This window comes from Frondihabitans sp. 762G35, assembly GCF_002074055.1.
GTDB lineage: Bacteria > Actinomycetota > Actinomycetes > Actinomycetales > Microbacteriaceae > Frondihabitans.
In genome coordinates, this window is the sequence record NZ_CP014619.1 from 2,945,385 (window position 1) to 2,971,573 (window position 26,189).

The window sequence follows — 26,189 nt, forward strand, 5'->3', positions numbered from 1 at the left end:
ATGATGGCGATGTGGATCACATCGTCGACCTTGATGAGCTGGCTATTCGACTGCGTCAGGACTCGGATGCATGAAGGGCGGTCGGCACCGTCACGGAGTTCACCTGGCGAGACGAACTCGGCACGTGGCCACACACGCTCACTTCGGATCGGACGATGGTGTCGGTGCCCGAGTCGCTCGGCTTCACGATCCTCCGCGACCCGTTCCTCGAGTTTCACTTCGTTGCCTGGGTCGGCGGCTGGGCCGACGTCAGCTACTTCAAGGGAGCCCACATCATCTCGGCAGCACCGACGTTCTCGAGCGTGGAAGAAGCGGCCGCCGTCACCCAACGCGAAATCGATCTCTTCGCCGAATAGGTCGTTCGCGCGTTCACCGTAAGCCCCTGTCGGCGGCGCCATGACACATTCCGCACCCAAGATGTCCTCGGCGGTCGACCGTTGGCAGGTTCGCCGGGTGTTCCCTCGTGGGGGCTGCCGGGCAGCGCGAGCCGATGCCAAGCTCGTCTCAAGACCACGACGGGAGGGCCAGCTGTGGCAACGCGCCGCCAATTCGTGGACGTCGTTCGTGGTGTCACCTCATCGTTCTGCAGTCGCAACAACGACTACCGGGGCGTATGGCTCCCCGGCGTCCTCTGCGCCCAGACGCTCCCCGACGATCGCGTCCTCATCGACCTCCTCGACACACGTGACGCGGGCCCACTGACGGCGACCGTCCAAGAGCGCTATCGCGAGCTCGCGTACTCGATCATGTACCGGTCAGGCCTTCCTGCGGCGATGCTGACCCACGCCACGATCGAGGTGAGATTCACCTCACGCCTGCCGAGCTGGACCCGAGAGGACTGGAAGAGTCCTCGGGAGCTCCTCCCACGGCCCACCTGGTGGTTCACAGCCACAGCGACCATCACGGATGACCGAGGGCGAAGCTACACGGCAGACGACACCGATTGGTGCTGGCCCGAGAGTCGAACGCTGCCGACCGTCTCCCTGTACGACCCGGCCGGGACGCTCCTCCTCTAGCCCTCTGATCACAGAGAGACACATCTTCGAAGGCGCACGCCATTGGTCCGTCACACGTGCTGCTCCTGCCAGGGGTGACTGGTAGCGGCATATCGCTCGGAGAGAGTGGCGAACGCTTCTGCGAGTTCCGGTGGGCTGAGGACTTCCATCGTCACGTCGAAGTGGCCGAATGCTGCTGCGAGTGATCCCCACGACCAGGATCCCGCCTCGAGTGTGCATCGGTGTTCGTCCAGGGCGGTCACTGTTCCGTCGCCGGCGAAGGGGAGGACTCGGCTCGCGGGGAGGTGGAGGATGACCGTTCCGCGGCAGGGCCACTCGTTCACCTCCGATCCCTTGAAGCGTCCGGAGACGAACTCGTCGACGTTCCCTCCCGGAACGGTCCTCGGGGTGAACTGCGGCCCGTTCGGCGTTCGCGGGCGAACGCGGTCGACGTTGTAAATTCGCCAGTCGTCCCGGTCGAGGTCCCATCCGACGAGATACCAGCGGCCATGGGATGTCACGAGATGATGCGGCTCGACCCGGCGAGGCGCGCGAAGCTCCCGACCCTCACCGCTCCCGGCGTCGGCATCGGCGTCGGCGTCCGCAGCGTTCCGGGCGAGGTAGTCGAAGCGAAGAGTCGCGTGGTCCCTGATGGCATTCGAGACTGCGACCAGCACGTCGAAGGAGATGGGCTTCAGGGGTGCGTCACCGGGGCGCCCGACGGTCGTGATGTGCAAAGCATCGAGGCGGTGGCGCAGCCGAGAGGGCATCACCTGCCGGATCGTCGCGAGAGCACGGATGGCAGCTTCTTCGATACCGACTCCGATCCCGGGCGCGGCCTGCAGAGCAACAGCCAGGGCGAGGGCCTGATCGTCATCGAACAGCAACGGGGGCAGTTCGCTGCCCGCGTCCAGTCGGTAGCCACCGTCGACGCCCATCGTGGTGTGGATGCTGTAGCCCAGCTCACGGAGCCGGTCGATGTCCCGACGCACCGTCCGGTCGCTGATGTCGAGCCGTTCCGCGAGCAGCGACCCCTTCCAGTCCCGGCGGGCCTGCAGGAGGGACAGCAGATTCAGCAGTCGGGAAGTCGTCGTCATGTTTCCGACTCTATGCGGGGTCTAGGCCAGATCCTGACCTAGATGCCCTGGAGGCTTGACCCATCGAGCCGCTCCGGCCCGATCGATCAAGGAGCAGAGATGACCATCCAGACGACCACCCACCTCAACTTCCGAGGCGACGCCCGCCAGGCGCTGGAGTTCTACCAGTCCGTGTTCGGCGGCCACACCGTCATCAACACCTACGCCGACTTCGGAATGCCGGCCGACGTACCCGGCTCCGACAAGGTCGTGTTCGGCCTCGTCGCCGCTGAGAACGGCTTCCGCGTCATGGGCTACGACATCCCCGGCGAGACCGAGGGAGCGATCGCCGGCGGCGGCTCGACCCGCCGAGAGAACGGCGTCACCATCACCGACCAGGCCCTGTTCGTCTCGCTCGGCTCGGACACCCTGGAGGAACTCCGGGGCTACTGGGACGCCCTCGCGGTCGACGCCGTCATCGTCGAGCCGTTGGCAGCGTCAGCGTGGAGCACAGGCTTCGGCATGCTGACGGATCGGTTCGGCGTGACCTGGAGCATCAGCGTCACTGCCTGACGCCTTCTCCTCAGCTTCACAGTTCGCGGCACGGGTGCTGCCGGCCCGTGCCGCGGAAGAAAGTCCGCGTCCGGGATGAGGCCGCGCAGCAACTCGTGGAAGGCCATGTCCACGCGGGTGGTGTCCCCGGTCGCGTCGAGATTGGCCTCCCCCGCGAGCGCTCCGAGCAATGGCGACAAGCCATCTCGGAGTAGCAGAGGCGACACGCCTCGTAGTGACATTTGATCAATCGAAGCCCTGAGCGTGAGGCCAGATTGCCACGTGGCGAAAACCCGACTCGATGGCAGAACGTGGTGCCGAGGCTGGGGAAATCAGGTCGTCGGTGCCAGTGCGCCGAGCGCGTCGAGGAGGGCCTTGCCATCGGAAACGTCGTAGAAGGCCACCGGAACTGCGGAACCGAATCCTTCCAGTCCCGAGTTGCCCGGCATGCCTCTTCGAGAATTGCCGAACATGCTCGTGCGGGTGTCGGTCCCGCCGCTCCATTGAACCGTCACATGCCGCCGGTCGCGGGACCACGTGATGGTCCTGTCTCCCTCTGACAACGGCCTCTCCCTGGTGCTGCGCCCGTTGGTGACGAAGACTCGACGGTCTGTCACGGCGTATGCGGTCGTCCGCTTCCGGTGCGCCTTCACGAAGAAGCGCCCGACGATGAAATAGAGGCCGACCAGGACGAACACGCTGCCGAACAGAGCCAAGAAAGGCCCGGCACCTGACGTGATGGCGTTCACCTCCCAGAAGATGGCAAAACCGCCCCACAGCAGGCTGAATGGGATGAGCCAGACGTCGGAGGAGGAGAACACAACCGAGGGGTCGCCCTGCCCAGACCAGCGGATGGTCTCGCCGGGCTGCAGTTCCTGCGTCACCAGGCCGGATGGAGTCATGAGCCGAGAATACCGCCACGCTTTCCAGAGCCTGCGACGTCGGAGGCTCCTGAGCGCGCGAATGACTGGCGGCCTGAGCAACCCGCCGCTGACTAGCGGGATGATCCCTGCGCGCGTAGCTTTCGATTCGTGGAACGCATCGGCGCCTGGCGGAGACGCCTTGTGGGGTTAGCCGTCGTCTTCGCCATCCCAGGGCTCCTGTTGGCGGTGGCTGCGTTCCGCTACGAGGTCTCGCCCTACGACCAGACCAGAGCCGACGTCGTGGGGCCCTTCGAAAACCTCCTGATCTTCTCAGGACCTCTCTTTCTGTCGATAGCTCTCTGTGCTCTGTCGCTCAGACGCGCGATTCCGCGGTTGGCTTCCGGAAGCCCGAGTAGCCGCCCGGCTGTCGTGACGGCACTGAGCATCTATCTGCTGGTGGCCGGGACGTGCAGTTTCGTTGCGTTGTCGGTTCTTCTCATCGTCTCCTACGTGATCGTGGGTTGCAGTACTCAAGGCTGCTGACGTCCTCGACCAGTAGGCCGAGTCGAAAACGTACAGACGGCGAGTTTCAGCGGCCGCTCCCGTTGGGTTTGCCGGGTTCGCTCTCGTGGCGGTCGGCTTCGTCCTTTCGGCCCGGGCCGTCCGGCTTGGGGCAGCTTTCGCACGGCCTGCCCTTGGGATATGCGTCGCAGCGAAAACCGCGGAGGTTCTCGGCTTCCCGATCGCGCTGTTCTCGTCCCACGACTGACCGACGAGGAGAACACGCGGTCGACTTCCCACGCCTGATCTGGCGCGCAGAGTTTCGTCTGAATGCGTGCTGACACTCGAAGAATCTTGGACCGGCCGCCCTGGTGCAATCGGTGCTCTGAGACGTTGCGTAGGGTCCGGCTGCAAACGGCCGCCGGTTCTGCGGATCACCGGTAGACGGCCCGAATCATGCAAAGATCTGCCATGCGTTGGGACGAAGGCGTACTCCCCACTCCCGTCGAGACGGTCGTTCTCCATGACTTTCTACTGATTCTGTCTGACGCCCTGCCGGACCTGGCAGCACGTTGGCTCGCGGCTGACGTAGCCGACTCCCCGGCAGTGCGAGCTCTGGCAGGTGCAGACCCGCGCGACCCTTGGAATGTCGAAGAACTGCTCTCGACATCCATCGACGAGCTTCACGCGACGGTTCCGGCCTCGATGGGTGAGCGAAGAGCGATCGCTGTCGAGTGGGTCGCCCGTACTTGGCTGCGGAGCCGCGATACACGGCAGGCGGTCAGCACCCTTTCGCGATTGGCCCTCACGAACCTCGATCTGCCTTTGCGGCTCGACGACTTCATCGGCCTTGACGATGAATGGACAGATCTCGGAACGTGGGGCCGAACGCGCGCTGAACTCGAAGCCCGTGCGACGCAGCTCCTGACCGGATTCCTTCGAGAGTTACCCACCGACCGTTAGAGGTTCCCTGATCGTCCTTCCGAGGAAACTGCCCTGACTAACGCCGAAGCCATGAGGACGAGCTCCTGACCAATTCCAGAGGCCTTTGGCGACCCGTCGACCGACCCCACCATAAAGTCGGGTGAAACGATTACAAAGTGCGGTGAGAACTCACAACAGACCGCGCACGAGATAGCGCGAAGAACCCCGCACTAAAGTGCACACACCCGTGCAACTTAGGCGTACACTCGACGCATGCCCACTTCCTCGCCGCAGCCGCCCGCCCCCGCGCGCACCCGCGGCCCGCGCCGCGACGCCGCTGAGAACCGTGCCGCGCTGATCCAGGCCGCGGCGACGCTCCTCAACCGCGACCCGAGCGCCTCGCTCGAGGCGATCGCCGCCGAGGCGGGCCTGTCCCGACGCTCCGTCTACGGGCACTTCGCCACGCGCGACGCCCTCCTCGGCGAACTCGCCGCCAGCGGGGCCGCCCGCGTCAACGCCGCCATGCTGAGCGTCGCCGCGACACTTGAGTCCCCCGATCCTGCGGTCCAGCTCGCCGCGGTCGGCGCCCGCCTTTGGCAGGAGGTCGACCCCATCCGCGTCATGGCCCTGCACACCCTCCGCGGCCCGCAGTCGCGCGTCGCGGGTGGGGCCCTCGAGCCGCTGCGGTCTCACGTCCGCGCGATCGTCGAGCGCGGCGTCGCTTCCGGCCGGTTCCGCTCCGACGTCGAGCCGGCTCGCCTCTCCCGCCTCATCGAGAGCGCGGCCATCTCGGTCCTCGACGAGGCGAACCGCCACGATCTCCCGAGCGACGAGGGGAGGCGCCTCGTCGTCCTCTCGGTCCTGGGCCTCGCGGGCTTCGGCCATGCGGACGCCGCGGCGCTCCTCGACGACCTCACCACGGCAGACGCCGCGAACACGGCAATCACCTCAGACACCGCACACCACACCCCCACGGAGGCCTCCCGATGAGACTCACCCTCGACGAGATCTGCATCGGCGACGGCCCGGGTGCCTCGCTGCCCCCCACCTCGGCGGTCGCGACTCCTGCGGCCCCCGGCGTCGCCGCGGTCGAGACCGAGGGCGCGCCGACCCTGGCCTCGCTGATCGCGGGCGGCCGGATGGCACCGGAGCACGGCCGCGTCCTGCTCGACGGCGTCGACGACCCGGCCGCGATCCGCGCCGCGTTCGCCCTCGTCGACACCCCCACGGTCGCCGAGCCGTTCGCCGATCTCAGCGTCCTCACCGTCGTCCGCGAAGACCTCGCCCTGGCCGGGCACCGCGGCAGCCGCGAGAACGCCCGCCGCTTCCTCGACGCCGTGGGGCTCGCAGACTTCGAGGACACCAGGATGAAGGCGCTCACCACCCGCGAGCGCGTGCGACTCCTCAGCGAGCTCGCCGTCCTCCGCCCGGGCATCCGGGGCCTCGTCATCACCTCGCCGGAGCGACACGGCGGCCACACCGACGACTGGTTCGACGTGGTGCGCGACCTCGGTGCCCGCGGCTACACCGTCCTCCTCGTCACCGGCGTCGCCGCCGGCCTCCACCTGCGGTCGCTTCTCCCCGCTTCCCTCCCTGTCGACGACGGCGTCGACGACTCCCCCTCCGCCCCCGCCGTCGAAAGCCGCGAATCGTGAAGATCATCGCCCTCATCCGCTCCGAGCTGAAGCGCCTCACCGCCACCTCGCTGGCACGGCTCGCCCTCGTCGCCCTCATGACCGTGCCGCTCCTGTACGGCGGCATGTACCTCTGGGCCAACCAGAACCCGTACGCCAAGCTCGACCACATCCCGGCGGCCATCGTCAACACCGATACCGGGGCGAAAGACGCCCAGGGCCACACCGTCAACTACGGCGACCGCGTCACGAAGCAGCTCGTCGACGGGAAGGACTTCGACTGGCACGTCGTCAGCGCCGCCCAGGCCTCCAAGGGGATCACCGACGAGACGTACAACTTCGTCTTCACGATCCCGTCCGGCTTCTCTGAAGACCTCACCTCGGCGTCGACGAACGACCCGTCCGCGGCCAAGATCGACCTGACCACCAACGACACGACGAGCTACCTCTCGTCGACCATCGCCGACCAGGCCGGAAAGACCATCCGGGCCACGGTGACGCAGGAGGTCAGCAAGCAGGCCGCGTCGACGCTCCTGGTCGGCCTCAGCACCGTCCGCGACGACCTCGGCACGGCCGCGATGGGTTCGCAGCAGCTCGTCGACGGCTCGACGAAGCTCGCCTCGGGGCTCGACACCGCGAAGGCAGGAGCCACGTCCCTCTTGTCCGGGGCCTCGCAGGTCTCCACGGGCGCCTCGACCCTCAACACGGGCCTCCAGACCCTGAAGTCGCAGACGTCCGCTCTCCCGTCGCAGACACGGGCCCTCGCCGACGGCGCCGACCAGCTCCGCTCGCAGACGACCGCCCTGCCCGGCCAGACGAAGGCTCTCGCGACGGGGCTCGACACCCTGCGCTCCGGAACGGCCACGCTGCCCGCCGATGCGCAGAGACTGTCCACGGGTGCGAACGACCTCGCCACGGGCACCGGCGCGTACGCGGCGGCCGTCCACAAGGCCGCCGTCGCGGCGGCCGCCACGCAGGCGACCCTGCCGCAGGATGCAGCGGCCCGCCTCACCGCCGCCGGCTTCACCCCCGCGCAGATCACCCTGTTCCTCGGCGGAAGCCCCACCCTCACCGCGCTCGACGGCCAGACCGGCAAGCTCGTCGCCGGTTCCGCCCAGGTGGCGGCCGGAGCCGCGACCCTGAACTCCAGCGCCCCGACACTCGCGGCCGGCATCTCGCAGGCTGCCGGCGGCGCCGACCAGCTCGCCGCGAAGACCCCCGCCCTCACCAGCGGCATCGCCCAGGTGGCGGCCGGGAACGACCTGCTCGCGGCGAAGACGCCAGCCCTCGCGAGCGGCATCGCCCAGGCCGCGGCGGGATCCGCGGCGCTCTCCTCGGGGGCGGCGCAGACCGCATCCGGCGCCTCGACCCTCGCGAGCGGCGTCTCGCAGCTCGACTCGGGCGCCCGGCAGCTCGTCACGGGCAGCACGAAGCTCACCACCGGCCTGAAGGACGGCGTGACGAAGATCCCAGCCACCACGTCCGCGACCCGCGACAAGCAGGCCGCCGCGATCGCCGACCCGGTGACCATCACGGATTCGTCCGTCGCGAGCGCCGGCTCCTACGGGGCGGGCCTGGCGCCCTTCTTCATCAGCCTCGCCGCCTGGATCGGCATGTACGCGCTCTTCCTCATCATCAAGCCGATCTCGAAGCGCGCCCTCACCGCCGTGCGGGCGCCCGGCAGGATCACGATGGCCGGCTGGCTGACACCGGCCGCCCTCGGCCTCGTCCAGATGCTCGCCCTGTTCGCCATCGTGAAGTTCGTCCTCGGATTCGACGTCGTCCACCCGGGCCCCATGATCGCCCTGATGGTCCTCGCCTCGATCACCTTCGCGGCCATCATCATGACGCTCAACGTGTGGCTCGGCAGCGTCGGGCAGTTCCTCGGCCTCGTGCTCATGCTGATCCAGCTCGTGACCGCCGGCGGCACCTTCCCCTGGCAGACGCTCCCCGGCCCGCTGGCAGCGCTCCACTTCGCGCTCCCCATGAGCTACGCCGTGGACGGGCTGCGTCAGCTCATGTACGGCGGCAGCCTCGGAGCGGCCTGGCAGGATGCGGGGATCCTGGCTCTCTGGCTGCTGGGTGCCCTCCTGCTGTCGTTCGTGGCTGCTGCTCGCATGACCCGTCGTCGCACCCTGCGCGACCTGAGGCCGTCGCTGATCGGCTGAGTCTCCTGAGTCTGGATGGAGAAATCAGAGTGTGATATTCTGAGTTCTACACAGACATTAAGGTGCTCCCGATGCATTCTGTCCCGATCCCACGCTCCGCACCGCTCGACCCGACGCCGATCCTCCTGCTGGCCGTCTTCGTCGGCGTGATCCTCACGTCGACGAACCTGCCGTCGAGTGTTCAGATCGCCGTCGTCGCAGGCGCGATGCTCTGCACCCTCGTCGTCCCGATCCTGCATCGCCTCGATGGAGGCGGCGACCTCAGTGTCTTCCTCCTCCTCCCCACGGTCCTGTCAGCGACGCAGAACGTCTACCTGCTTCTCGTCACCGGCTCACTCGACTCGGCGAATCTCCAGTTCCTCCTCATCGTGAACGTCCTCTTCACGCTCGTCCTCCTCGTCCTGCTGTCCGTCACCCGGCCGCAACCAACTCGGGAGGTTCGAGATCTCGCGTCGCGTCCGAGGCGCCGGCACGCGGGCGACGTCACCCTTCGCCGAACGGCTCTGGTCGGACTCGTCTTGACGGTTTACGGGTTCGCGACGATGGTCCTCTTCTCGGCCAACACGACGTCCGCGCTCGCGTCGTTCCGCAACCTGGCCACTCCCATCCTCTTCACGCTCGTCGGGCTCCTCGCGGCGAGGAGAGCCTCCCTCGGCACCTACCTCCGCGGCCTCTGCGCCCTGGCGGTGGCCGTGATCGCCTTCGGGTTCTTCGAGCTCTTCACGCCCGGATTCTGGCAGGCGGCGAATCTCTCGGCCCTCTGGGACGCCAAGGGGATCGGGACGGCCCAGGCGACGGGCCTTCCCGGCAACTTCTATTCGTCCGAGACGGTGGATGGCGACCAGCTCCGCCGCATGGTCTCCTCGTTCGCCGACCCGGTCAACTTCGGGACGTTCCTCTTCATCGCGTTCATGGGAGCGTGGTTCCTGAAGAGGCCGGTGGTCATGGCTCTCGTCGTCGTCGCGGCCTCGTTCGCGGTCAGCAAGGGAGCCCTCCTCGGATTTCTGATCTTCGCCATCCTCTGGACGCGCTACTACACGAATCGCGTCGTCCACGTCATCGCCATCGTCGTCACGGCGATCGTCGGCCTGCTCTTCTACGGATTCACTCAGTCGAGTTCGACGGGAAGCACCGCCGCTCACATCGGCGGCCTGCTCTCGTCCTTCTCGGAACTCCCCCAACACCCCCTCGGTCGCGGGATGGGCAACCTCGGAGTCCTCGCCGGGCTCTTCAGCGAGGGCTCGGAGACAGGCATCAACGAGACCGGTTTCGGGATGATCCTGGGCCAGCTGGGCATCGTCGGCTTGGGACTCTTCACGGTCCTCTTCGTCACACTGCTCGGCCGATCCAGACGTCTCCCCCTGCCCCGCGAACGCTTGTTCGCCCTCGGCACCCTGCTCGGATTCATGTCGAACGCCGCCTTCAACGAGGTCGCGATGAGCCCCAACTCCGCCGGCCCGTATTTCATCGCCCTCGGCCTCCTGCTGGCCCCCGTCCGACGTGGAGACGAAACCGCGTCGATCAGCGCGCAGCGAGCAAAAGGACCAAATATCTCTGCTTCGCTTAGTATTTAATATGCTAATCTGAGTTCGGCTGCCACAACCCCAAGTCTGCGAGCCAGCGCGTCACGCCCGTGCGCATCATCACCGAGTCAGGGAGAGTCATGGAAATCAGCGAGGTTCTCAGGGTCCTTCGAAAGGGCGTGTGGCTGATCGTCGCGCTGTCCATCGTCGGGCTCGCCGCCGGATACGCGGTCACCGCCAACACCCCGAAGTCGTACTCCTCGAAAGTCCGGCTCTTCGTGTCCGTCCAGACCTCCGGGGCGCAGAGCGCGTACGACGTCGGCCAGGGCAGCACGGCCGCTCAGTCCAAAGTGAAGTCCTACCTCGACCTCGTCACGAGCAGCAACGTCCTCGTCCCCGTCATCGAAGAACTCCATCTCCGCACGACACCGCGCGTGCTCGCTCAGTCCGTCAAGGCCACGACGCCCGCCAACTCGGTGTCCATCGAGATCTCCGTCACGAACACCAGCCCGCGCTTAGCGGCCGAAACGGCCAACGCCATCGGCAAGAGCTTCAGCAACTATGTGGTGAAGGACATCGAGACCCCGGACGACGGCAGTGCCACTCCGGTCAAGATCGTGCCGATCGAAGCTGCGATTCCGGCGACGACTCCCACCTCACCGGATCTCAAGATCGATCTCGCCTTCGGCCTGCTCGCCGGCCTGGCCGTGAGCATCGCGCTCGTCTTCCTCCGCGCGACTCTCGACACGCGACTCCAGTCCACCCAGGACCTCGCCTCGATCACCGAGGCCCCCGTCATCGGCGGGATCGGTTTCGACGCGACGGCGCGGAGCGCACCTCTCGTGGTGCACCTCGAGCCGCGGAGCCCGCGAGCGGAGGCCTTTCGCGACCTTCGCACGAACCTCCAGTTCCTCGATGTCGAGTCGACCCGACGCAGCTTCGTCGTCACGTCCGCGATGCCCTCCGAGGGGAAGACGACGACCACCGCGAATCTCGCCATCGCCCTGGCCGAAGGCGGAACCCGCGTCGCCGTCGTCGACGCCGATCTCCGCCGGCCTCGACTGGCCGCCACGTTCGGCATCGAGGGAGCCGTCGGCCTCACCGAGGCTCTCGTCGGCCGGGCAAGCGTGAGCGACGTGCTCCAGTCGTGGGGCCCGTCGGGGAATCTCGTGGTCCTGCCCGCCGGGCAGATTCCCCCGAACCCGAGCGAGCTCCTGGGATCCCGAACGATGCGGGAGCTCGTCGAGGCCCTCACGAACGATTTCGACGTCGTTCTCATCGACGCACCGCCGCTGCTGCCCGTCACGGACGCTGCTGTCGTCAGCAAGATGTGCAACGGAGTCGTCCTGGTAGCCGCCGCGAAGCGCAGCCGTCGTCCCCTCGTCAAGTCGGCCATCGCCCGGCTGGAGAAGATCGACAGCCGCCTTCTTGGCGTCATCGTCACCATGCTGCCTACGAAGGGCGGCAACGCCTACGCGTACGGCGCCTACGGCGACTACTACGGCTCGGATGCCGCGAGTCAGCCTGATCCGACGATGGCCGGTACACGGCGCGCCCACCTTCGCCGCACCGCGCGGCGAGCCCGCGCCTGATCGCCCAGACGAGTGCGAGCGGTGGCGCGCCCACGATCTGCAGTGCGCGACCGTCCGTCGAGAGCGTCAGTCGCGGACGAGTCCGGCGAGGTTCGCAAGCTCCCGCTCGTAGCTGGAGCAGACCGACGCCCAGGAGTAGTCGCTCTCGGCACGGGCGCGCGCCGCTCGGCCCAGGCGTTCCTGCTCCGCACGGTCACCCAGAAGTCGCTCGACCGCTGAGGCGATGAGCTGGGGTTCGGGCTCCACGAAAGCCGCCGCGTCGGCCAGCACCTCGCGACTGTAGGCGGTGTCGCGGGCGACGATGGGTGCGGAACACCACATCGCCTGAACGAGGGCGGGATTCGTGCCCCCGACGCTGTGCCCGTGGAAGTAGGCGCCTGCGTTCTGCCAGAGCGAGTACAGGCGACGATCGTCGCTCACGTGACCGAGCCAGGTCACGTTCGGCTCGCTCTCGGCGAGCCGACGGACGGCCTGGTCGAGAGGCCCCTCGTAACCGCTGGAGCCGACGATCACGACGTCGTGCCGGCGTGCGATGATCCGTGCGGCGTCCACGAACTCGGGAATCGTGTTCTCGGGGACGAACCGCGCGACGACCAGGGCGTAGCCTCCGCGGCTGAGCCCGGGCTCCACAGGCTCGAGCGGAGCGTCTTCGCCTCCGTAGGGGATGAAGACACCGCCCTTCCTGAAGGTGTTCGACCAGTAGCGGCCGATCTCATGAGCATCGAACACGAGCCGGGTGCCGAACCGAGCCGTCAGTTTCGCTCCGGTCTTGAAGACCGTCTTCGCAAGACGCCCCCACTTGGCGCGCTCCCACTCGATCCCGTCCACGTTGACCAGGGTGGGGATCCCGCGCAGGCGAAGCAGCGGCAGCCAGAACCCGTTCGCCACGTTCATGATCAGGACGACATCGGGGCGGCGAACCAGCGCGTCGATGACCGCGCTGAGACCGTACGTGAGCGTGCTCAGCGATTTCGTCTCCAGCCCTCGCGTCACCCTGACCCGAACTCGCGGATCACGCGTCGGATCGTCGACCTTGCTGGCACCGTCACGCCCGTAGACGGTGACATCCCATCCCGCGTCGGCGAGGAAGGGCGCGAGTTTGCGGACAGCAGTCTCGAAGCCGCCGTAATAGCTGGGATAACCGCGGGTTCCGATGATGCTGACGGTCGGCCTCGTGCCTGTCTGCCCGTTCGCGGGAGCCCTGAAGAGTCGTGACGGCATGGATTCTCTTTTCTCTCACCGGGCGGAATCTCGTCAGTATACTGAATACGAGCCTGACGCATCCGTGTCGGGCACATCGGAGGGGTACCACGTGTCGTCAGCTCTCAAGGCCTACTGGTGGTCGCCGCGTCGATCACCTCGCGTTCTGGCTGTGGAGATGAGAGATCGGGGCCGCGGCTGGGTTCACCTCCTCCGGCCGGCTTCGCGAGCTTTCACCAATCACGGTGACGAACTGAACGAATACGTCCTCCCGAACGTGCTCGAGAGAGAGGTGACCTGGGCGCCGATCGGGCAAGAGGACGTCCTGGCCATCGGCTCCGTCGTGGGCCTGTATGCCACGCAAGGGGGACGAGGGCTGATCTGGGGCAGCGGGGCCGCCGCCACGCAGATCGATCCCGCGCTGATGACGCCGATCCGGGATCGATTCCTCGCCATCCGAGGGCCGAACGCCAGGCGGGATCTCGGCCTACCTGCAGATCTCCCGCTGGGAGATCCTGGGCTCACCGTGCGAGCCTTCCATCCGGCCGCCCGTCGACGATCAGGAACCCTGGTCGTCCCCCATTTCAACGTCTACGCGTCAGCAACGGGGCGTCGGAAGCTCGCCGAGCTCCGGACGATGGGCTACACCATCATGAGCCCGACCACGGCTCCCCGCGAGATGGTTACCGCGATAGCCGGTGCCGAGCGGGTCATCAGTTCGGGCATGCACGGCATCATCCTCTCCCACGCTCTCCGGACTCCCGTGAGCGCCATCACGTTCTCGGACGGCGCTCCGACAGCGCTGCCCTACAAATACAGCGACTACAACGCCTCGGTGGGCCTGGACGATCGGCTCCACAGCTGGACCGTCGGGTTGTCGGAGACGGAGATGGCCGGGCTCACCGAGACCGCCGTCACGGAGAACGACGCCGTCGACGCCCGAATCGACGAGCTCGTGTCGGGTCTCTACAAGTCTGCCGCCCCTCTGCGATCCCGCTCGTAGTTCCGGTCGCGGTGACTTCCGGGCTAAGCCGCAGCGCTGGAGCAGCCCGTCTCACTGAGCCAGGCATTCCACGATGCCGACGACTGCCGTTGCGCGGATCGCGCCAAACCACTGAGTCGCTCAGGAGCGGAAACGACCGCTTCGAGAACTGCCTCCGCCCAGAGATCCAGTCGCGCGTCACGAGTCATGCCCTCGCAGTCTCCGACAAGGAGCGGCGACTCCACGCTGTAGAGAGAGGCCAAGCTGCTGTCGCGTGGCCCGACGAAAGGGGTGCCCGCTTCGAGGCTCCGCACGGCGATCCCGCTCTGGTAGAAGCGGGTATAGGGGATCACGACCGCGGCACTCGTGGCGATGAGCTCTGCGAGAGTCGCTTCGTCGACGAACCCCTCTCGAACGCTCCACCCTGAAATCGACGGCCATCCACGTCCGACGATCTCCAGCCGGACCCGCGACGACAGCCTTTCGGCGAGACCCGCGAGGAGGTCGAGATCTCTGTCCGCCTTGTACTGGCCGAGGACCCTGACCACCGGCCTCACGTCTCCCGCCATTCCACTCGCGCTCTGATCGATGTCTGGGAGGACCGGGTGCGGCAGGATCGGCGGGTTCCACGGGAGACCCTGTCGACGGACCTCCCGAAGCGCCGCACCGCAATGGAGAACGAACCCGTGCCTTCCGCGGACGAGGTTCCCCAGCGATCGGGAGAGTCGGGAGTAGCCGCGAGCGCTGACGAGCGGTCGCGGATCGTGCAGGATCACGTGCGCGGTCGCGTGGGCTCCGAGGAGGACACGGCAGAGGAGGAGATCCAGATGACCCAGGACGGGCCAGGTGATCAGGATCCGACTCGCGCTGGAGCCGCGCGCACGGTTGCGCGCGGATCGGAGGGCGCGAGCGTAGTCGACCACCCATCGCCAGGAAGACCGCCCGGACCGGGACGGTTCCAGGAACGACAGCGTCTCGGTCGCCCGCCCCGCCTCGCGGAGATTCGACTCGAGCGCCGACGTGTAGTGGGCCAGAGCGGCTCCGAGTGGATTGATGATCAGGACCAGTGAGGAGTCCGCCGGACCGGAGATGCTGCGGCCGCGTTCCGCGGCGATCACAGCGTTCGCCCAAGGGTGAAGTCGGCGTGGAGCCAGGAGTTGGCGCGCTTCCACCCTCCGACCTCCGGCAGGCTCGCCAGGATCGTCCCCGGGTCGAGTGGTGCTCTGAGAGCCTGGATGAGCGCCACCGTGAGCTGGCCCGTGAAGTGACGGTGGTCCGCCCTCGCATTCACGACGAGGTGTCCGTTCGCCGCCAGCCAGCCGGCGAGGCCGGTCTCTGCGGTCGAGACGACGGTGACTCCGTGGGCAAGAGCCTCCTGGACGGGAAGGCACACCTGCTCGCGAAAACGCCCGACGGGAACGGACGGCGACACGAGAACCCTGGTGGTCGATAACAGTTGCGCGGATTCCTCGTGCGACAGGTGACCCAGCGACACTCGAGACGACGGCCTCTGTGTGCACCAGGACTCGACCATCGGACCGAGTGGCCCAGGCCCCGCAACCCGCAGGGTGGCGTCCGGCACCCATCGTTCGACTTCTTCCCAGGCTTCCAGGAGAGCGGGAATCCCCTTGCGCTCCTCCAGGACACCGAGGAATGTGACCGACATCGACGAGGGAGTCTCTCGTGCGCGGACAGCGGGTGCCGGGAGGTCGATCAGCTCGTTCTGCGGGATCCGGTCGACGAACGGCATCGACCGGTAGGTCGCTGCGGAGCCCGGCGTGGCGAAACACAGGCGATCGATCGTCAGCAGGGACGCGAGCCCTACGCACCAGGCGAAGGTGCGCTCGACCCAGCCGGGCACACGCCTCGAACCACCGATGAGTCGGGCAACCGAATTGTTCTCCATGGCGTAGACAACGAGCCGGTGAGGCTCGTGACGGAGAATCCCGGAGAGCTTCCACCAGAACGCGAGGACGAGCCACTTCGGCAGGAATCGGACCCAGAGCGGTTCGGTGAGCTCCAGCACCGTCGCCGGCGTGCCCCAGAGTTCGCGCAGAAGGGAGACGAGAGTAACGCGTCTGACACCGTCGGGTTTGTCCGCGCCCCGGACGTCGTAGTTCTCCTCGAAGTAGAAGAAGTCCGCGGGCAGGAAATGATCTCGCTGCTCGAGATGAGTCGCCCTCAGCTCAGGAAGCACTCTGAGCGCCGACGGGTTGGCACCACGCGTGAGGGGCGACTCGGACGCAACAGAACGGGAACTGCACGGGCTCGGCATATTCCATAGTGTATTTTAGTGGAATATTTATTTCAAGAGTCGTCTCCTGAATGCAGCCAGGCGTCCGCCGCCTGCCACGCGTCGATCAGCGGCAGGGCGGCTCTCACGAGCTCCCGCGGAACCGGCTCCTTCAGCGCGCGGACCAGCGCGCGTCCGAGATCGGTCACGAACTCGGCCCCGAGATCTCCGGGGTCGACGACCTGATGACCGTGATTCTCGAGCCAGTCCGCCAGACCGGTCTGGCGCGTCGTCACGACGGTCACCCCCGCCGCGAGCGCCTCCTTGATCGGCAGGCAGACCTGCTCACGCGATCGCCCCCAGGGGATCGACGGAGATACGAGCACGCGAGCCTCCTCCATCGCCTCGTGGACGCGTTCGTGCGGAATCTGCCCCCGGCACTCGCGGGAGGCGGGGGAAAGAGCCACCCATTCGTCGATCCGTCTCCGGAGAGAGCCCGGACCGACGATGGTCAATCGTGCAGTCGGCAGCTCGGCTTCGACGGACCTCCAGGCATCCAACAGGAGGAGGAGGCCCTTTCTCTCCTCGAGGACACCGACGAACAGGACACTCAGTTCCTCAACGTGGACCGTCTTGACGTCCTGTCTCGATGCAGGAAGCTCGAGTTGAGTTCGACTGCACACCGCCGATGCGAAGAACAACCGCCCGTAAGCGGCCGCGGCGGCCGGCGTGGCGAAGCAGATCCGATCCACGAAGAGCCTCACGCTCGCCCCGACGACGAGCCGGAAGATGAAGACCAGCCACGCCGGAACTCCTGAGGCACCACCGATGAGGGTGGCGAGGTCGTTGTGCTCCATGGCGTAGAAGACCGCTCGACGCCGCCTGCGCCTGAGGAGGCCCGAGACCTTCCAGACGCCTGCGAGCAGGACCCACCTCGGCAGAAAGCGCACCCAGAGGGCTTCGGGCAGTTCGAGGAACGCCGCCTTGCTCGTCGCGAGTATCCGGACGGCGTCGACGAAACCGACACGGTCGATACCGGCCGGCACTGCCGTCATCGCGACGTCGTAGTTGCACGCGAAGTAAAGGATCCGCGCGGGTGCGAATACTTCGGCCTGCTCGACATGAATCGCGCGAAGCTCCGGCAAGAGCCTGATGGGTAGCGCATCCGTCGATGCCCGGCTTCCGGACATTCGACCGCGCTTGAAAAACGGAGGCATGAAGACATGATATGTCAAATACGAATGTCCGTCAATCGCTGACCGGTACGCTCTGGTCATGCAAGACGGAAACCGCCCCTTCGTCATCCTGACCGTGTGCACGGGCAATATCTGCCGCTCACCACTGGCCGAATTCGCGCTCCGCCAGCGCCTCGAGGAGCCGGAGACCGTGGTGGTGAAGAGCCGCGGCACTCACGCCATCTCCGGGACGGTTCCGCCACGGCTCGCGATCGAGTCCGGGGCCCACCTCGGGATCGACCTGTCCGCTCATCGTGCCGAACCTCTGACCGAAAGCGACATCACCGACGCGGATCTCGTCCTCGCACTGTCCGCCGAGCACCGAGCGGCTGTCGCACGCCTTGCACCGAAGGCCGTTCGAAAGACCCTGTCACTCGTGGAATTCGGGCACCTCTCGGAAGCCGTCAGCGACGACGACTATTCCGAGTTGGCTCTGCTCACCGCGAATCCGACGACACGACTCCGCGAGGTCGTCGCCCTCGTCATGTCCAAGCGTGGAACGCTCACGCCGAGCGTCGGGAACGACGATGTGGTCGATCCTTACGGCCACGGCGCCGCTACTTATCGCGCGAGCGCCGACCAGATCATGCCCGCGGTCGACGCCGTGGCGAGATGCATCAGCCGAGTACTCAGTCTACGGTGAGCGACTCCACGTCGGGCCCTCGTCAGGCGGACTCGATGGCCGCGACGGCCGCGGGATCTGCATCCTGCAGGAACGTCGTCAGCCGCTCGACCTCGGCGGTCTCGCCGATGGCGGCAGCACCGCGGCGCAGCGCGTAGAGGGAGCGCAGGACACCGCGATTGGGCTCGTGGGCCCACGGCACCGGACCCTGCCCGCGCCAACCGGCCTTGCGCAGCGAATCGAGCCCTCGGTGGTATCCCACCCGCGCGTAGGCGTACGCCTCGAGCTCGCGGCCGGGCTGCGCCGCGGCCTCGTCGGACAGGAGCGCCCAGGCGAGGGAGGACGTCGGATGCGCGGTCACGACGGCCACGAGCGGCTGCGTCTGGAGCGCGGACAGGACGCCGGGCTCAGCCGGGAGGTGCGTCTCGGGGACGCCGAGGAGGTTCGAGGAGGTCATGCAGCAACGGTAGCCGCATCCTGCGCTCCGCCTCAGACGCCTGTGGATAAGTCGGCGCGACGGACGACCCAGGAGTGCATCACGACGGCGGCGGCCGCCGACGCGTTGATGCTTCGCGTGGAGCCGAACTGGACGATCTCGAGGACGGCGTCGGCGGCAGTGATCGCCTCGTCCGACAGACCGGGACCCTCCTGCCCGAACAGGAACACGCAGCGCTCGGGGAGGTCGAACGTCTCGATGGGGACGGAGCCCTCCACGTTGTCGATCGCGAGGACGGGGATCCCGGCCTCCCGCGCCCAGGCCAGAAAGGCGGCCACGTCGGGATGATGGACGACGCGCTGGTACCGGTCCGTGACCATGGCCCCGCGCTTGTTCCAGCGTCGGCGACCGATGATGTGGACGGTGTCGGCGGCGAAGGCATTGGCGCTTCGCACGATGGATCCGATGTTGAGGTCGTGCTGCCAGTTCTCGATGGCGACGTGGAAGCCGTGGCGGTGGGAGTCGATGTCGGCCACGATCGCCTGCATCGTCCAGTAGCGGTAGCGATCGATCACGTTCCGGGTGTCGCCGTCGCGCAGGAGCTCCGCGTCGAACCGCTCGTCGTCGGGCCACGCGCTCTCGCCGCCCGGCCAGGGCCCGACGCCGTGGGTCGTCCACTCGGGCGTGGGCGACGTCTCCTCGGGCATCCTGCAAGGGTATCGACCGGGACGGGGATTCGCGGGTCGCGCCGCTAGGGTTCCTTCCATGGCCCCTCGCGACGAAGTCGAATGCTGGTTGACCGACATGGACGGCGTGCTCGTGCACGAGAACCAGGCGCTGCCCGGCGCCGCCGCCCTCATCGAGCAGTGGCAGGACGCGGGGACCCCCTACCTGGTCCTGACGAACAACTCGATCTTCACGCCGCGCGATCTCGCGGCCCGGCTCAAGGCGTCGGGTCTCAACGTCCCTGAGGAGCGGATCTGGACCTCCGCTCTGGCGACGGCCGACTTCTGCCGCTCGCAGATGCCCGGCGGATCCGCGTTCGTCATCGGCGAGGCCGGTATGACGACGGCTCTGCACGAGGCCGGCTTCATCATGACGGAGACCGCGCCCGACTACGTGGTCGTCGGCGAGACGCGCAACTACTCGTTCGAGGCCATCACCAAGGCGGCGCGCCTCATCATGGGCGGAGCCCGCTTCATCGTGACGAACCCGGACGCGACGGGGCCCAGTGCGGAGGGCATCCTGCCGGCGACCGGAGCGATCGCCGCCATGATCACGAAGGTCACCGGCAAGGAGCCGTACGTCGTCGGCAAGCCGAACCCGATGATGTTCCGGTCGGCCATGAACCGCATCGGCGCGCACTCCGAGAACACGGCGATGATCGGCGACCGGATGGACACCGACATCATCGCCGGGATCGAGGCGGGGCTGCACACGATCCTGGTGCTCACGGGGATCAGCGACCAGGCCGAGATCGACCGGTACCCGTTCCGACCGACCGAGGTGCTGAGCGGGGTCCACGAACTCGTGACGGCCGCGCCGGAGGCGTACGACCTCGGCGACGCGGACGGCAGGATCTGAGAGGCTCTGCCCGAGGAGACCGAAACCGGTCCGCAGCGGAGACGGCTCAGGCCGGCGCCGCCGCGAGGCTGGTCGTCATCGTCTGTCCGCCACCTCTGCTGACGAAGCAGTAGGCGGTGCGGTCGCCGGACGACCACTGCGTCGCCGTCGGGAAGCTCCCCGAGACCCGCACGTCGGTGTACGCCTTGGCCGCGTTGAGATTGACGACGGCCGCCGAGGAGCAGGCGAAGGCGATCTGGTTCTGGAGGGCCGCGTCGCCCGGGTACGCCGCGCCCGCCGCCCCGTCGAGGGTCTTCGTCGCGACCATCTGAGCGGGATGCGCGGTCGCGCAGTCGACCACGTCGTACGTCGTCTGCCACGCGTTCGGGAAGGACGACAGGCACTCGCCCCCGCGGAGGACGTTCCACGCGCGCGTGCCGGGGGCGGCGGGGCCCGAGGCCGTCGTCGGCGCCGCCGAGGCGGGAGCGCTCGGGGTGGGACTCGTACTCGGTCGAGCCGACGCCGACGTCGACGCGGATGCGGACGTCGTCGGCACGGTGGCCGGGGGCGTCTCGGCGGACGCCGTGCTCCCCCGGACGATGGCCTGCGCCGCGAAGAACAGCCCGAGCAGCACCACGACGAAGGCGACGCCGATGGCGACGATGAGCAGGATCCGGCGCTCACGCGGCCACGAGGCGAACCCGCCACCGCCCGCCCCGGGCCCGTCTCCGCTCGAGCGCGACGGGACGCGCTCGCTGTCTGCCCCTGCTGCGGCCGGCGCAGCCGACGCCCACGCCGCGGGCGCCGCCGCGGGATCGATCGGTCCGACGTCGGCACGAGGAGCAGCGAGGTTCCAGGAGGCGGAAGCGGGCGCCCCCGCGGCGTCGCCGAGCGCCCTCTCGGGGCGGGCGTCCTGGATGGGAAGTCGCGAGGTCGCCACCTCCGGGCGCTCGATCGCCTCGGTACGGGCAGGATCCGCGTCACGGGGCGGCGAGGCGGGCGCATCGACCGTCGGTTCGACGACAGGCAGGATGCTCGTGGCCGCGGGTTCCCGGTCGTCGACGGGGTCGCCGGACGGTCGTGAGTCGGCAGGATGCTCGACCGGGGTCAGCGCGGGCGGGATGGGATCGCGTGGGGCGTCCGCCCACGACGGATCGCGGTCGAGGGTGTCGTCGACGGTGGACTCCGGCTCGGCCGGGACGAAGGCCGACTCGGGCGCCGGCTCCGCCTCGGGCTCGGACTCAGTCCGCGGTGAGGCGTCGGCTGCCGCCTCGGCGTCGCGATCGGCGGCCTCCGCCTCGTGGCCGACGGTGGGCGTCTCGTGGTCGGCGGCCAACGTCTCGTCGGCGACCGGCGTCTCGTCGGCGACCGGCGTCTCGTCGGCGGCTGGCAGTTCGTCGGCCATCATCGCTTCGTAGAGCCTGTCCTCGTAGGACACCCCCGACATCGGCGGCGAGTCCGACGGAGGCACGGCTGCGGCATCGGCGGGCGCCGACGCGATGTCGATGAGCGGCGCCCCGAGAGGCGGCTCCGGCAGCACGACGGGCTCCGCTGCGACGCTCGGCGCCGGCAGGTCGTTCCAGTCGAATCGCGCTGGCTCGGCAGAGGGGTGAGAAGTGTCGCTCGGGACGGAGATGAGCTCCGTGAAGGAGACGTCTCGCGAGGGCTCTTCCGGCTCGAGGGGGCTGTCGTCGTGCGGGTCAGAGGCACCGACGCTCGGCCGTTCGTCGGAGGCGGGTGCCTCGCTCGACCCGGCGGTCGACTCGCTCGACCCGGCGGGCGACTCCGTCTCCGGCTGGTCGCCGAAGACGGCGCCGAAGGCCGCGGTCGGCGTCTCGCCGGGGCCGTCATGACGGGGAAGGTATTCAGTGTCGAGCACCGTCGGATCGGCCTCGACGACGGTCGCGGACTCGACGGCGGTCGTGGGCGCGGGGTCGGGCTCGACGTCGGGCGCAGTCGCAGGCGCAGGGTCGTGCACCTCCGACCGCAGAGCGGACAGGTCGAGGGCCATGGGGTGAGGAACCGCGCTCGGCAGCGCCGAGGCGGGCACGTCGGATGCCTGCGGCTCGTCCCCGGCAGGATCGGGCCCTTCCGGCTGGCCTGCAGCGGGTTCCCCCGCCACGGAGTCGGACGCGGCGCGATCGGGATCGATGACCTCGTCATCGGCCGGCGAACCGGAGGCCGTCGCGGCTTCGCCGGCCTGCTCCTCGGTCGTCTCGACCTTCGCCGAGTGACGGGGAGCCCGCGGTTCACCGAAGAACGAGGCCGCGCTGGGAAGCCGCCGCGGCACGATGGGTGCGGTCTCGCCGAGCGAGGTGTCCGGGACGCTCTCGTCGCGGGCATCATGGAGCTCCGGCGCCTGCGTCTCCAGGTCGGCGGAGGACACGGCCGAGCCGGAGGCCTCGCCGGCGGGCCGGGAGACCTCGTCGTCAGCCGACGTGGGCTCGGGGTCGGCGCGAGGCGCGACCGGCAGGAGCGAGGTGGGCTGCGCGTCGTCGACGTCGGTCTCGGTGCGGGGGGTGGGCGGCGTCACCGGTGCGGCAGGCGGCTCCTGCGCGACATCGTCGTCGGCGAACTGCGAGGCGAACCACGCCGCGGCGTCGTCGACCGTCTCGTCGGCGCTGCTCGGCTCGTCGTGGCTCGCCGGAGGACGCCCGTCGCTCACGGCTCCAGCCCGAGGTCCGTGAGATCGATCGCGGCGAAGTAGGGGTAGCCCGCCTCCTCGATCACTTCGCGCGCCCCCGTTGCGCGGTCCACGACGACGGCGACGCCGACGACTGTGGCTCCGACCTTCTCGAGCGCCTCGATGGCCTTGAGCGGCGACCCCCCGGTCGTGGATGTGTCTTCGAGCACGATGACGCGCTTGCCGTCGAGCTCCGGACCCTCGACCTGGCGACCACGGCCGTGGTCTTTGGGCTCCTTGCGCACCACGAAGGCGTCGTAGGTCTTGCCGAGAGCGACGCCCTGGTGCAGGACGGCGGCGGCGATCGGGTCGGCACCCATGGTGAGACCGCCCACGGCGAAGACGTCGGGCACACCTGCGATGAGGTCGACCATGACCTGTCCGATGAGCGGAGCGACCCGGTGGTCGAGGCTCACCTTCCGCAGGTCGACGTAGTACGTCGCCTTCTTGCCGCTGGTCAGCGTGAAGTCGCCGTGGAACACGGCGAGGTCGCTGATGTAGTCGATGAGCTGCTGGCGTGCGTCGGTCACAGCCCACATGGTACCCGGAGCCCCGCCGAGGGCCCCCGGTTGTCCACAGGGCGAGTGGCAACGGCCGACGTCGGGGGCGCCCGCTAGCGTTGTGCCATGCGTGTAGCGACCTGGAACGTCAACTCCATCCGTGCCCGAGCCGGCCGCGTCGTCGACTGGCTCGTGCGCGAGGACGTCGACGTGCTCGGCATGCAGGAGATCAAGTGCAAGCCCGAGCAGTTCCCCTTCGACGTCTTCCAGGAGGCGGGCTACGACATCGAGCTCCACGGTCTGAGCCAGTGGAACGGCGTCGCCTTCGCGAGCCGCCTCACGATGGAGGAGGTCGAGATCACCTTCCCGAGCCAGCCCGGCTTCGCCAAGGGCGTCGACCCGCAGGATGCCCCGAAGGAGGCCCGCGCGATCGGCGTGACGGTCGACGGGGTCCGCCTCTGGAGCCTCTACGTCCCGAACGGCCGCGAGCTCGACGACCCGCACTACGCCTACAAGCTCGACTGGCTGGCCCGCCTCCGCGACGAGACGGCGCAGTGGCTGAGAGATCGCCCCGACCAGCCCCTCGCCCTGATGGGCGACTGGAACGTCGCGCCCCTCGACACGGACGTCTGGGATCCTGCGGTGTTCGAGGGGCACACGCACACGAGCACGCCCGAGCGCGAGGCCTTCGCCGCCTTCGAGTCGGCGGGGCTGACGGACGTCGTCCGGCCCCGGATCCCCGAGGGCTACACCTACTGGGACTACAAGCAGCTGCGGTTCCCGCGGAACGAGGGGATGCGGATCGACTTCATCCTGGGCAGCGGGCCGTTCGCCGACCTGGTCACGAGCGCTCGGATCGACCGCGATGAGCGCAAGGGCGACGCCCCCAGCGATCACGTGCCCGTCGTGGTCGATCTGGCCCTCGAGGTCTCCGACGACGACGACAGACCGATGATCTTCTGACGCCGCCGCCAGGCGCCGTCAGGCCAGGAGCGCGGCGACCGCGACCAGCACGGGAACGGCCGCGATCGTCGTGACGAGCACGGTGTCGCGGGCGACGACCACGCCGGTTCCGTAGCGCTGGGCGTAGTTGAAGACGTTCTGCGCGCTCGGCAGGCCGGCGAGGACGACCGCGACGAACAGCTCCTGCCGTCCGAAATGGAAGACGAACTCACCCAGGAGCCAGGCCACGAGGGGCATCACCACGAGCTTGAGCACCGTCGCCAGGGCGACGTCGACGCGGCCCGTCCCCGCCTGCAGCGGCCGCTGCCCGTGGAGCGACATCCCGAACGAGATGAGCACGACCGGCACCGCCGCCGCTCCGACGATCTCGAACGGCTGGAGGACGGCGTCCGGCAGGCGGATCCCCAGCACCGAGCAGATCACTCCCAGCAGCGAGGCGATGAGGAGCGGGTTCCGGAACGGCGTCGTGACGGTGCGCCAGCGACTCCTGCCCCCCTCGCGATTCGTCGTCACGTCCATCACCGTCAGGATGATCGGGGTGGCGATCACGAGCTGGAAGAGCAGAACGGGCGCGACGAAGGTGGCGCTCCCGAGCACGTAGACGGCCACGGGGATGCCGATGTTGTTGGCGTTGACGTAGGCGCCGCCCATCGTCCCGATGGTGGTCTCGGGCACGGATCGGTGGAGCACGAAGCGCAGCACCACCACCGAGATCGCGGCCGCCACGAGAGCGGCTGCGCCCGAGACCAGCAGGATGCGCGAGAAGAGCACGTGCACATCGGCCCTCGAGATCGTCACGAACAGGAGGCACGGCGTCAGGACGAAGAAGACGAGCTGGCTGAGAGGGCGGTGTCCCTGATCGCCCAGCAGGTCGATCCGGCCGACCACGTAGCCGATCAGGATGATCGCGCCGATGATCCCGAACCCCACCAGCACTCCGCCCATCGCCCCAGTCTCGCAGCCGGAGCCGCGGAGACCGGCCGTGGTGGTCGGAGGGTCATCCCGGCTAGCCTCGGGTCATGGCTGAGGTGAAGTTCAAGGGCGCCGCTCTCCACTACGAACTGGAGGGCTCGCCCGCGGGCCCGCCGCTCGTGCTCATCCACGCGGGAGTGGCCACGCTGCGGATGTGGGATGCCGTCGTGCCCGCGCTGGGAGCCGACCACCGGATCCTGCGGTACGACACCCGCGGATTCGGCCTCACCTCGACGGAGGACGTCTCGTTCTCGGACGTCGACGACCTCCTCGCCGTGATGGACGCGGCGGGGATCGAGCGCGCGACGCTCATCGGGGCGTCGCGCGGCGGTCGGATCGCGATCGACGCCGCCGTCGAGCACCCCGATCGCGTCGCGGGGCTCGTGACCGTCGGCTCGAATCCCAGCGGGTTCCCCGACGTGGAGTTGACGGAGCGCGAGAACGACCTCTTCGACGTCCTCGACGACCTTCTGGCCGCGGGCGACCTCGAGCGGTTGAACCGCCTCGAGGCGGAGCTGTGGGCCGCCGGGCCGACGCGCGACGTCCTCGAGCTCGACCCCGCCTTCCTCGAGACGGCCTACGCGCTCAACGCGGCCAACGTCCGTCACGCCGGAGACGCTCCGAGGGCGGTGCCCATCGAGCCGCCGGCCTTCGAGCGGACCGTCGACATCGAGGTGCCGTCGCTCTTCATCGTGGGCGAGCACGATCTCTCGACGGAGCTCGCGGCCACGGAGTACCTCCTCTCGACCGTTCCCGACTCCTCGGGTGCGACCTTCCCCGACACGGCCCACCTGCCCAGCGTCGAGCGGCCCGCGGAGTTCGTGCGCGTCCTCGGCGGCTGGCTCGGAGCGCACGGCCTCTGACGTCCGGGCGACGATGTCGTCCGACAGGCCGATGTCGTCCGTCCGGCGTGGGAATCATCCCCTGGGGCGATCCCCGTCATCCACAGGGTGTAACTCTTTCGGAAACCAT

At 68.2% G+C, this 26,189-nt stretch carries 26 protein-coding genes; 15 read left to right on the plus strand and 11 right to left on the minus strand.

Going from position 1 to position 26,189, the window contains the following annotated elements:
- Positions 1-164 precede the first annotated feature (164 nt).
- Positions 165-356, plus strand: coding sequence for a hypothetical protein (locus tag AS850_RS13910; RefSeq protein WP_123955522.1), 192 nt, complete (start codon positions 165-167; stop codon positions 354-356).
- Positions 357-530: 174 nt separating this feature from the next.
- Positions 531-1,016, plus strand: a complete 486-nt coding sequence (locus AS850_RS13915; RefSeq protein ID WP_119869654.1) for a hypothetical protein — start codon at positions 531-533, stop codon at positions 1,014-1,016.
- 50 nt (positions 1,017-1,066) lie between these two features.
- On the opposite strand, the gene AS850_RS13920 is transcribed toward AS850_RS13915, so the two are convergent.
- Entirely contained in the window at positions 1,067-2,092 is a 1,026-nt protein-coding gene (locus tag AS850_RS13920) for a helix-turn-helix transcriptional regulator (RefSeq protein WP_119869655.1), read from the minus strand.
- 99 nt (positions 2,093-2,191) lie between these two features.
- On the opposite strand from AS850_RS13920, the gene AS850_RS13925 reads away from it, so the two are divergent.
- Positions 2,192-2,644: a VOC family protein gene (locus AS850_RS13925; RefSeq protein ID WP_119869656.1), complete on the plus strand. Its 453-nt coding sequence runs from the start codon at positions 2,192-2,194 to the stop codon at positions 2,642-2,644.
- 311 nt (positions 2,645-2,955) lie between these two features.
- Here the strand turns inward: AS850_RS13925 and AS850_RS13930 are convergent, their stop codons facing one another.
- Entirely contained in the window at positions 2,956-3,525 is a 570-nt protein-coding gene (locus tag AS850_RS13930) for a hypothetical protein (protein WP_119869657.1), read from the minus strand.
- 129 nt (positions 3,526-3,654) lie between these two features.
- Between AS850_RS13930 and AS850_RS13935 the strand changes: the two genes are divergently transcribed.
- From AS850_RS13935 to AS850_RS13960, 7 genes are all read left to right on the plus strand, one after another.
- Entirely contained in the window at positions 3,655-4,029 is a 375-nt protein-coding gene (locus AS850_RS13935; RefSeq protein WP_123955523.1) for a hypothetical protein, read from the plus strand.
- Between the two features lie 429 nt (positions 4,030-4,458).
- A complete protein-coding gene (locus AS850_RS16320) occupies positions 4,459-4,950 on the plus strand; it encodes a hypothetical protein (RefSeq protein WP_123955524.1) in 492 nt (163 codons plus the stop codon).
- A 234-nt stretch (positions 4,951-5,184) separates the two neighbouring features.
- Complete coding sequence (locus AS850_RS13940) at positions 5,185-5,901, plus strand: TetR/AcrR family transcriptional regulator (protein WP_119869659.1); 717 nt, start codon at positions 5,185-5,187, stop codon at positions 5,899-5,901.
- Positions 5,898-6,566, plus strand: a complete 669-nt coding sequence (locus AS850_RS13945) for a hypothetical protein (protein ID WP_123955525.1) — start codon at positions 5,898-5,900, stop codon at positions 6,564-6,566. Before AS850_RS13940 ends, AS850_RS13945 begins: the two co-directional genes overlap by 4 nt.
- A complete protein-coding gene (locus AS850_RS13950) occupies positions 6,563-8,713 on the plus strand; it encodes a YhgE/Pip domain-containing protein (protein WP_119869661.1) in 2,151 nt (716 codons plus the stop codon). The genes AS850_RS13945 and AS850_RS13950 overlap by 4 nt, the downstream gene beginning before the upstream one ends.
- A 71-nt stretch (positions 8,714-8,784) precedes the next feature.
- Positions 8,785-10,287, plus strand: coding sequence for a hypothetical protein (locus AS850_RS13955; protein WP_123955526.1), 1,503 nt, complete (start codon positions 8,785-8,787; stop codon positions 10,285-10,287).
- Between the two features lie 89 nt (positions 10,288-10,376).
- Complete coding sequence (locus AS850_RS13960) at positions 10,377-11,828, plus strand: polysaccharide biosynthesis tyrosine autokinase (RefSeq protein ID WP_119869663.1); 1,452 nt, start codon at positions 10,377-10,379, stop codon at positions 11,826-11,828.
- Positions 11,829-11,894: 66 nt separating this feature from the next.
- On the opposite strand, the gene AS850_RS13965 is transcribed toward AS850_RS13960, so the two are convergent.
- On the minus strand, positions 11,895-13,049 hold the full coding sequence (locus AS850_RS13965; RefSeq protein WP_119869664.1) for a glycosyltransferase: 1,155 nt from the start codon (positions 13,047-13,049) through the stop codon (positions 11,895-11,897).
- 256 nt (positions 13,050-13,305) lie between these two features.
- Here AS850_RS13965 and AS850_RS13970 point away from each other — a divergent pair, with 256 nt between their 5' ends.
- Positions 13,306-14,031: a hypothetical protein gene (locus tag AS850_RS13970; protein WP_123955527.1), complete on the plus strand. Its 726-nt coding sequence runs from the start codon at positions 13,306-13,308 to the stop codon at positions 14,029-14,031.
- A gap of 23 nt (positions 14,032-14,054) precedes the next feature.
- On the opposite strand, the gene AS850_RS13975 is transcribed toward AS850_RS13970, so the two are convergent.
- The 3 genes from AS850_RS13975 to AS850_RS13985 are packed head-to-tail and all read right to left on the minus strand — an operon-like array spanning position 14,055 to position 17,460.
- Positions 14,055-15,128, minus strand: coding sequence for a glycosyltransferase (locus AS850_RS13975; RefSeq protein WP_119869666.1), 1,074 nt, complete (start codon positions 15,126-15,128; stop codon positions 14,055-14,057).
- Positions 15,125-16,285, minus strand: a complete 1,161-nt coding sequence (locus AS850_RS13980; protein ID WP_119869667.1) for a glycosyltransferase — start codon at positions 16,283-16,285, stop codon at positions 15,125-15,127. Before AS850_RS13980 ends, AS850_RS13975 begins: the two co-directional genes overlap by 4 nt.
- A 32-nt stretch (positions 16,286-16,317) precedes the next feature.
- The gene (locus AS850_RS13985; RefSeq protein WP_164088463.1) at positions 16,318-17,460 is read right to left on the minus strand and encodes a glycosyltransferase family 4 protein; all 1,143 of its coding nucleotides are present in this window, start codon (positions 17,458-17,460) and stop codon (positions 16,318-16,320) included.
- A 94-nt stretch (positions 17,461-17,554) separates the two neighbouring features.
- Between AS850_RS13985 and AS850_RS13990 the strand changes: the two genes are divergently transcribed.
- On the plus strand, positions 17,555-18,121 hold the full coding sequence (locus tag AS850_RS13990; RefSeq protein ID WP_216819767.1) for an arsenate reductase/protein-tyrosine-phosphatase family protein: 567 nt from the start codon (positions 17,555-17,557) through the stop codon (positions 18,119-18,121).
- Between the two features lie 22 nt (positions 18,122-18,143).
- Here the strand turns inward: AS850_RS13990 and AS850_RS13995 are convergent, their stop codons facing one another.
- Positions 18,144-18,557 (minus strand): DUF3151 domain-containing protein, encoded by a 414-nt coding sequence (locus AS850_RS13995; RefSeq protein WP_119869670.1) that lies wholly within the window; start codon positions 18,555-18,557, stop codon positions 18,144-18,146.
- A gap of 32 nt (positions 18,558-18,589) precedes the next feature.
- A complete protein-coding gene (locus tag AS850_RS14000) occupies positions 18,590-19,243 on the minus strand; it encodes a TrmH family RNA methyltransferase (RefSeq protein WP_119869671.1) in 654 nt (217 codons plus the stop codon).
- A 58-nt stretch (positions 19,244-19,301) separates the two neighbouring features.
- On the opposite strand from AS850_RS14000, the gene AS850_RS14005 reads away from it, so the two are divergent.
- Positions 19,302-20,120: an HAD-IIA family hydrolase gene (locus AS850_RS14005; protein ID WP_119869672.1), complete on the plus strand. Its 819-nt coding sequence runs from the start codon at positions 19,302-19,304 to the stop codon at positions 20,118-20,120.
- A gap of 46 nt (positions 20,121-20,166) precedes the next feature.
- Here the strand turns inward: AS850_RS14005 and AS850_RS14010 are convergent, their stop codons facing one another.
- Positions 20,167-22,764 carry a septum formation family protein gene (locus tag AS850_RS14010; RefSeq protein ID WP_119869673.1) on the minus strand — a complete coding sequence of 866 codons (2,598 nt, stop codon included), beginning with the start codon at positions 22,762-22,764 and terminating at the stop codon, positions 20,167-20,169.
- Positions 22,761-23,321, minus strand: coding sequence for an orotate phosphoribosyltransferase (gene pyrE / locus AS850_RS14015; RefSeq protein WP_119869674.1), 561 nt, complete (start codon positions 23,319-23,321; stop codon positions 22,761-22,763). The genes AS850_RS14010 and pyrE overlap by 4 nt, the downstream gene beginning before the upstream one ends.
- Before the next feature lie 87 nt (positions 23,322-23,408).
- On the opposite strand from pyrE, the gene AS850_RS14020 reads away from it, so the two are divergent.
- Complete coding sequence (locus AS850_RS14020; protein WP_119869675.1) at positions 23,409-24,245, plus strand: exodeoxyribonuclease III; 837 nt, start codon at positions 23,409-23,411, stop codon at positions 24,243-24,245.
- Between the two features lie 18 nt (positions 24,246-24,263).
- Here AS850_RS14020 and AS850_RS14025 read toward each other — a convergent pair whose 3' ends face one another.
- Positions 24,264-25,190 carry an AEC family transporter gene (locus AS850_RS14025; RefSeq protein WP_119869676.1) on the minus strand — a complete coding sequence of 309 codons (927 nt, stop codon included), beginning with the start codon at positions 25,188-25,190 and terminating at the stop codon, positions 24,264-24,266.
- Positions 25,191-25,264: 74 nt separating this feature from the next.
- Here AS850_RS14025 and AS850_RS14030 point away from each other — a divergent pair, with 74 nt between their 5' ends.
- Positions 25,265-26,080 (plus strand): alpha/beta fold hydrolase, encoded by an 816-nt coding sequence (locus tag AS850_RS14030; protein WP_119869677.1) that lies wholly within the window; start codon positions 25,265-25,267, stop codon positions 26,078-26,080.
- Positions 26,081-26,189: the final 109 nt, after the last annotated feature.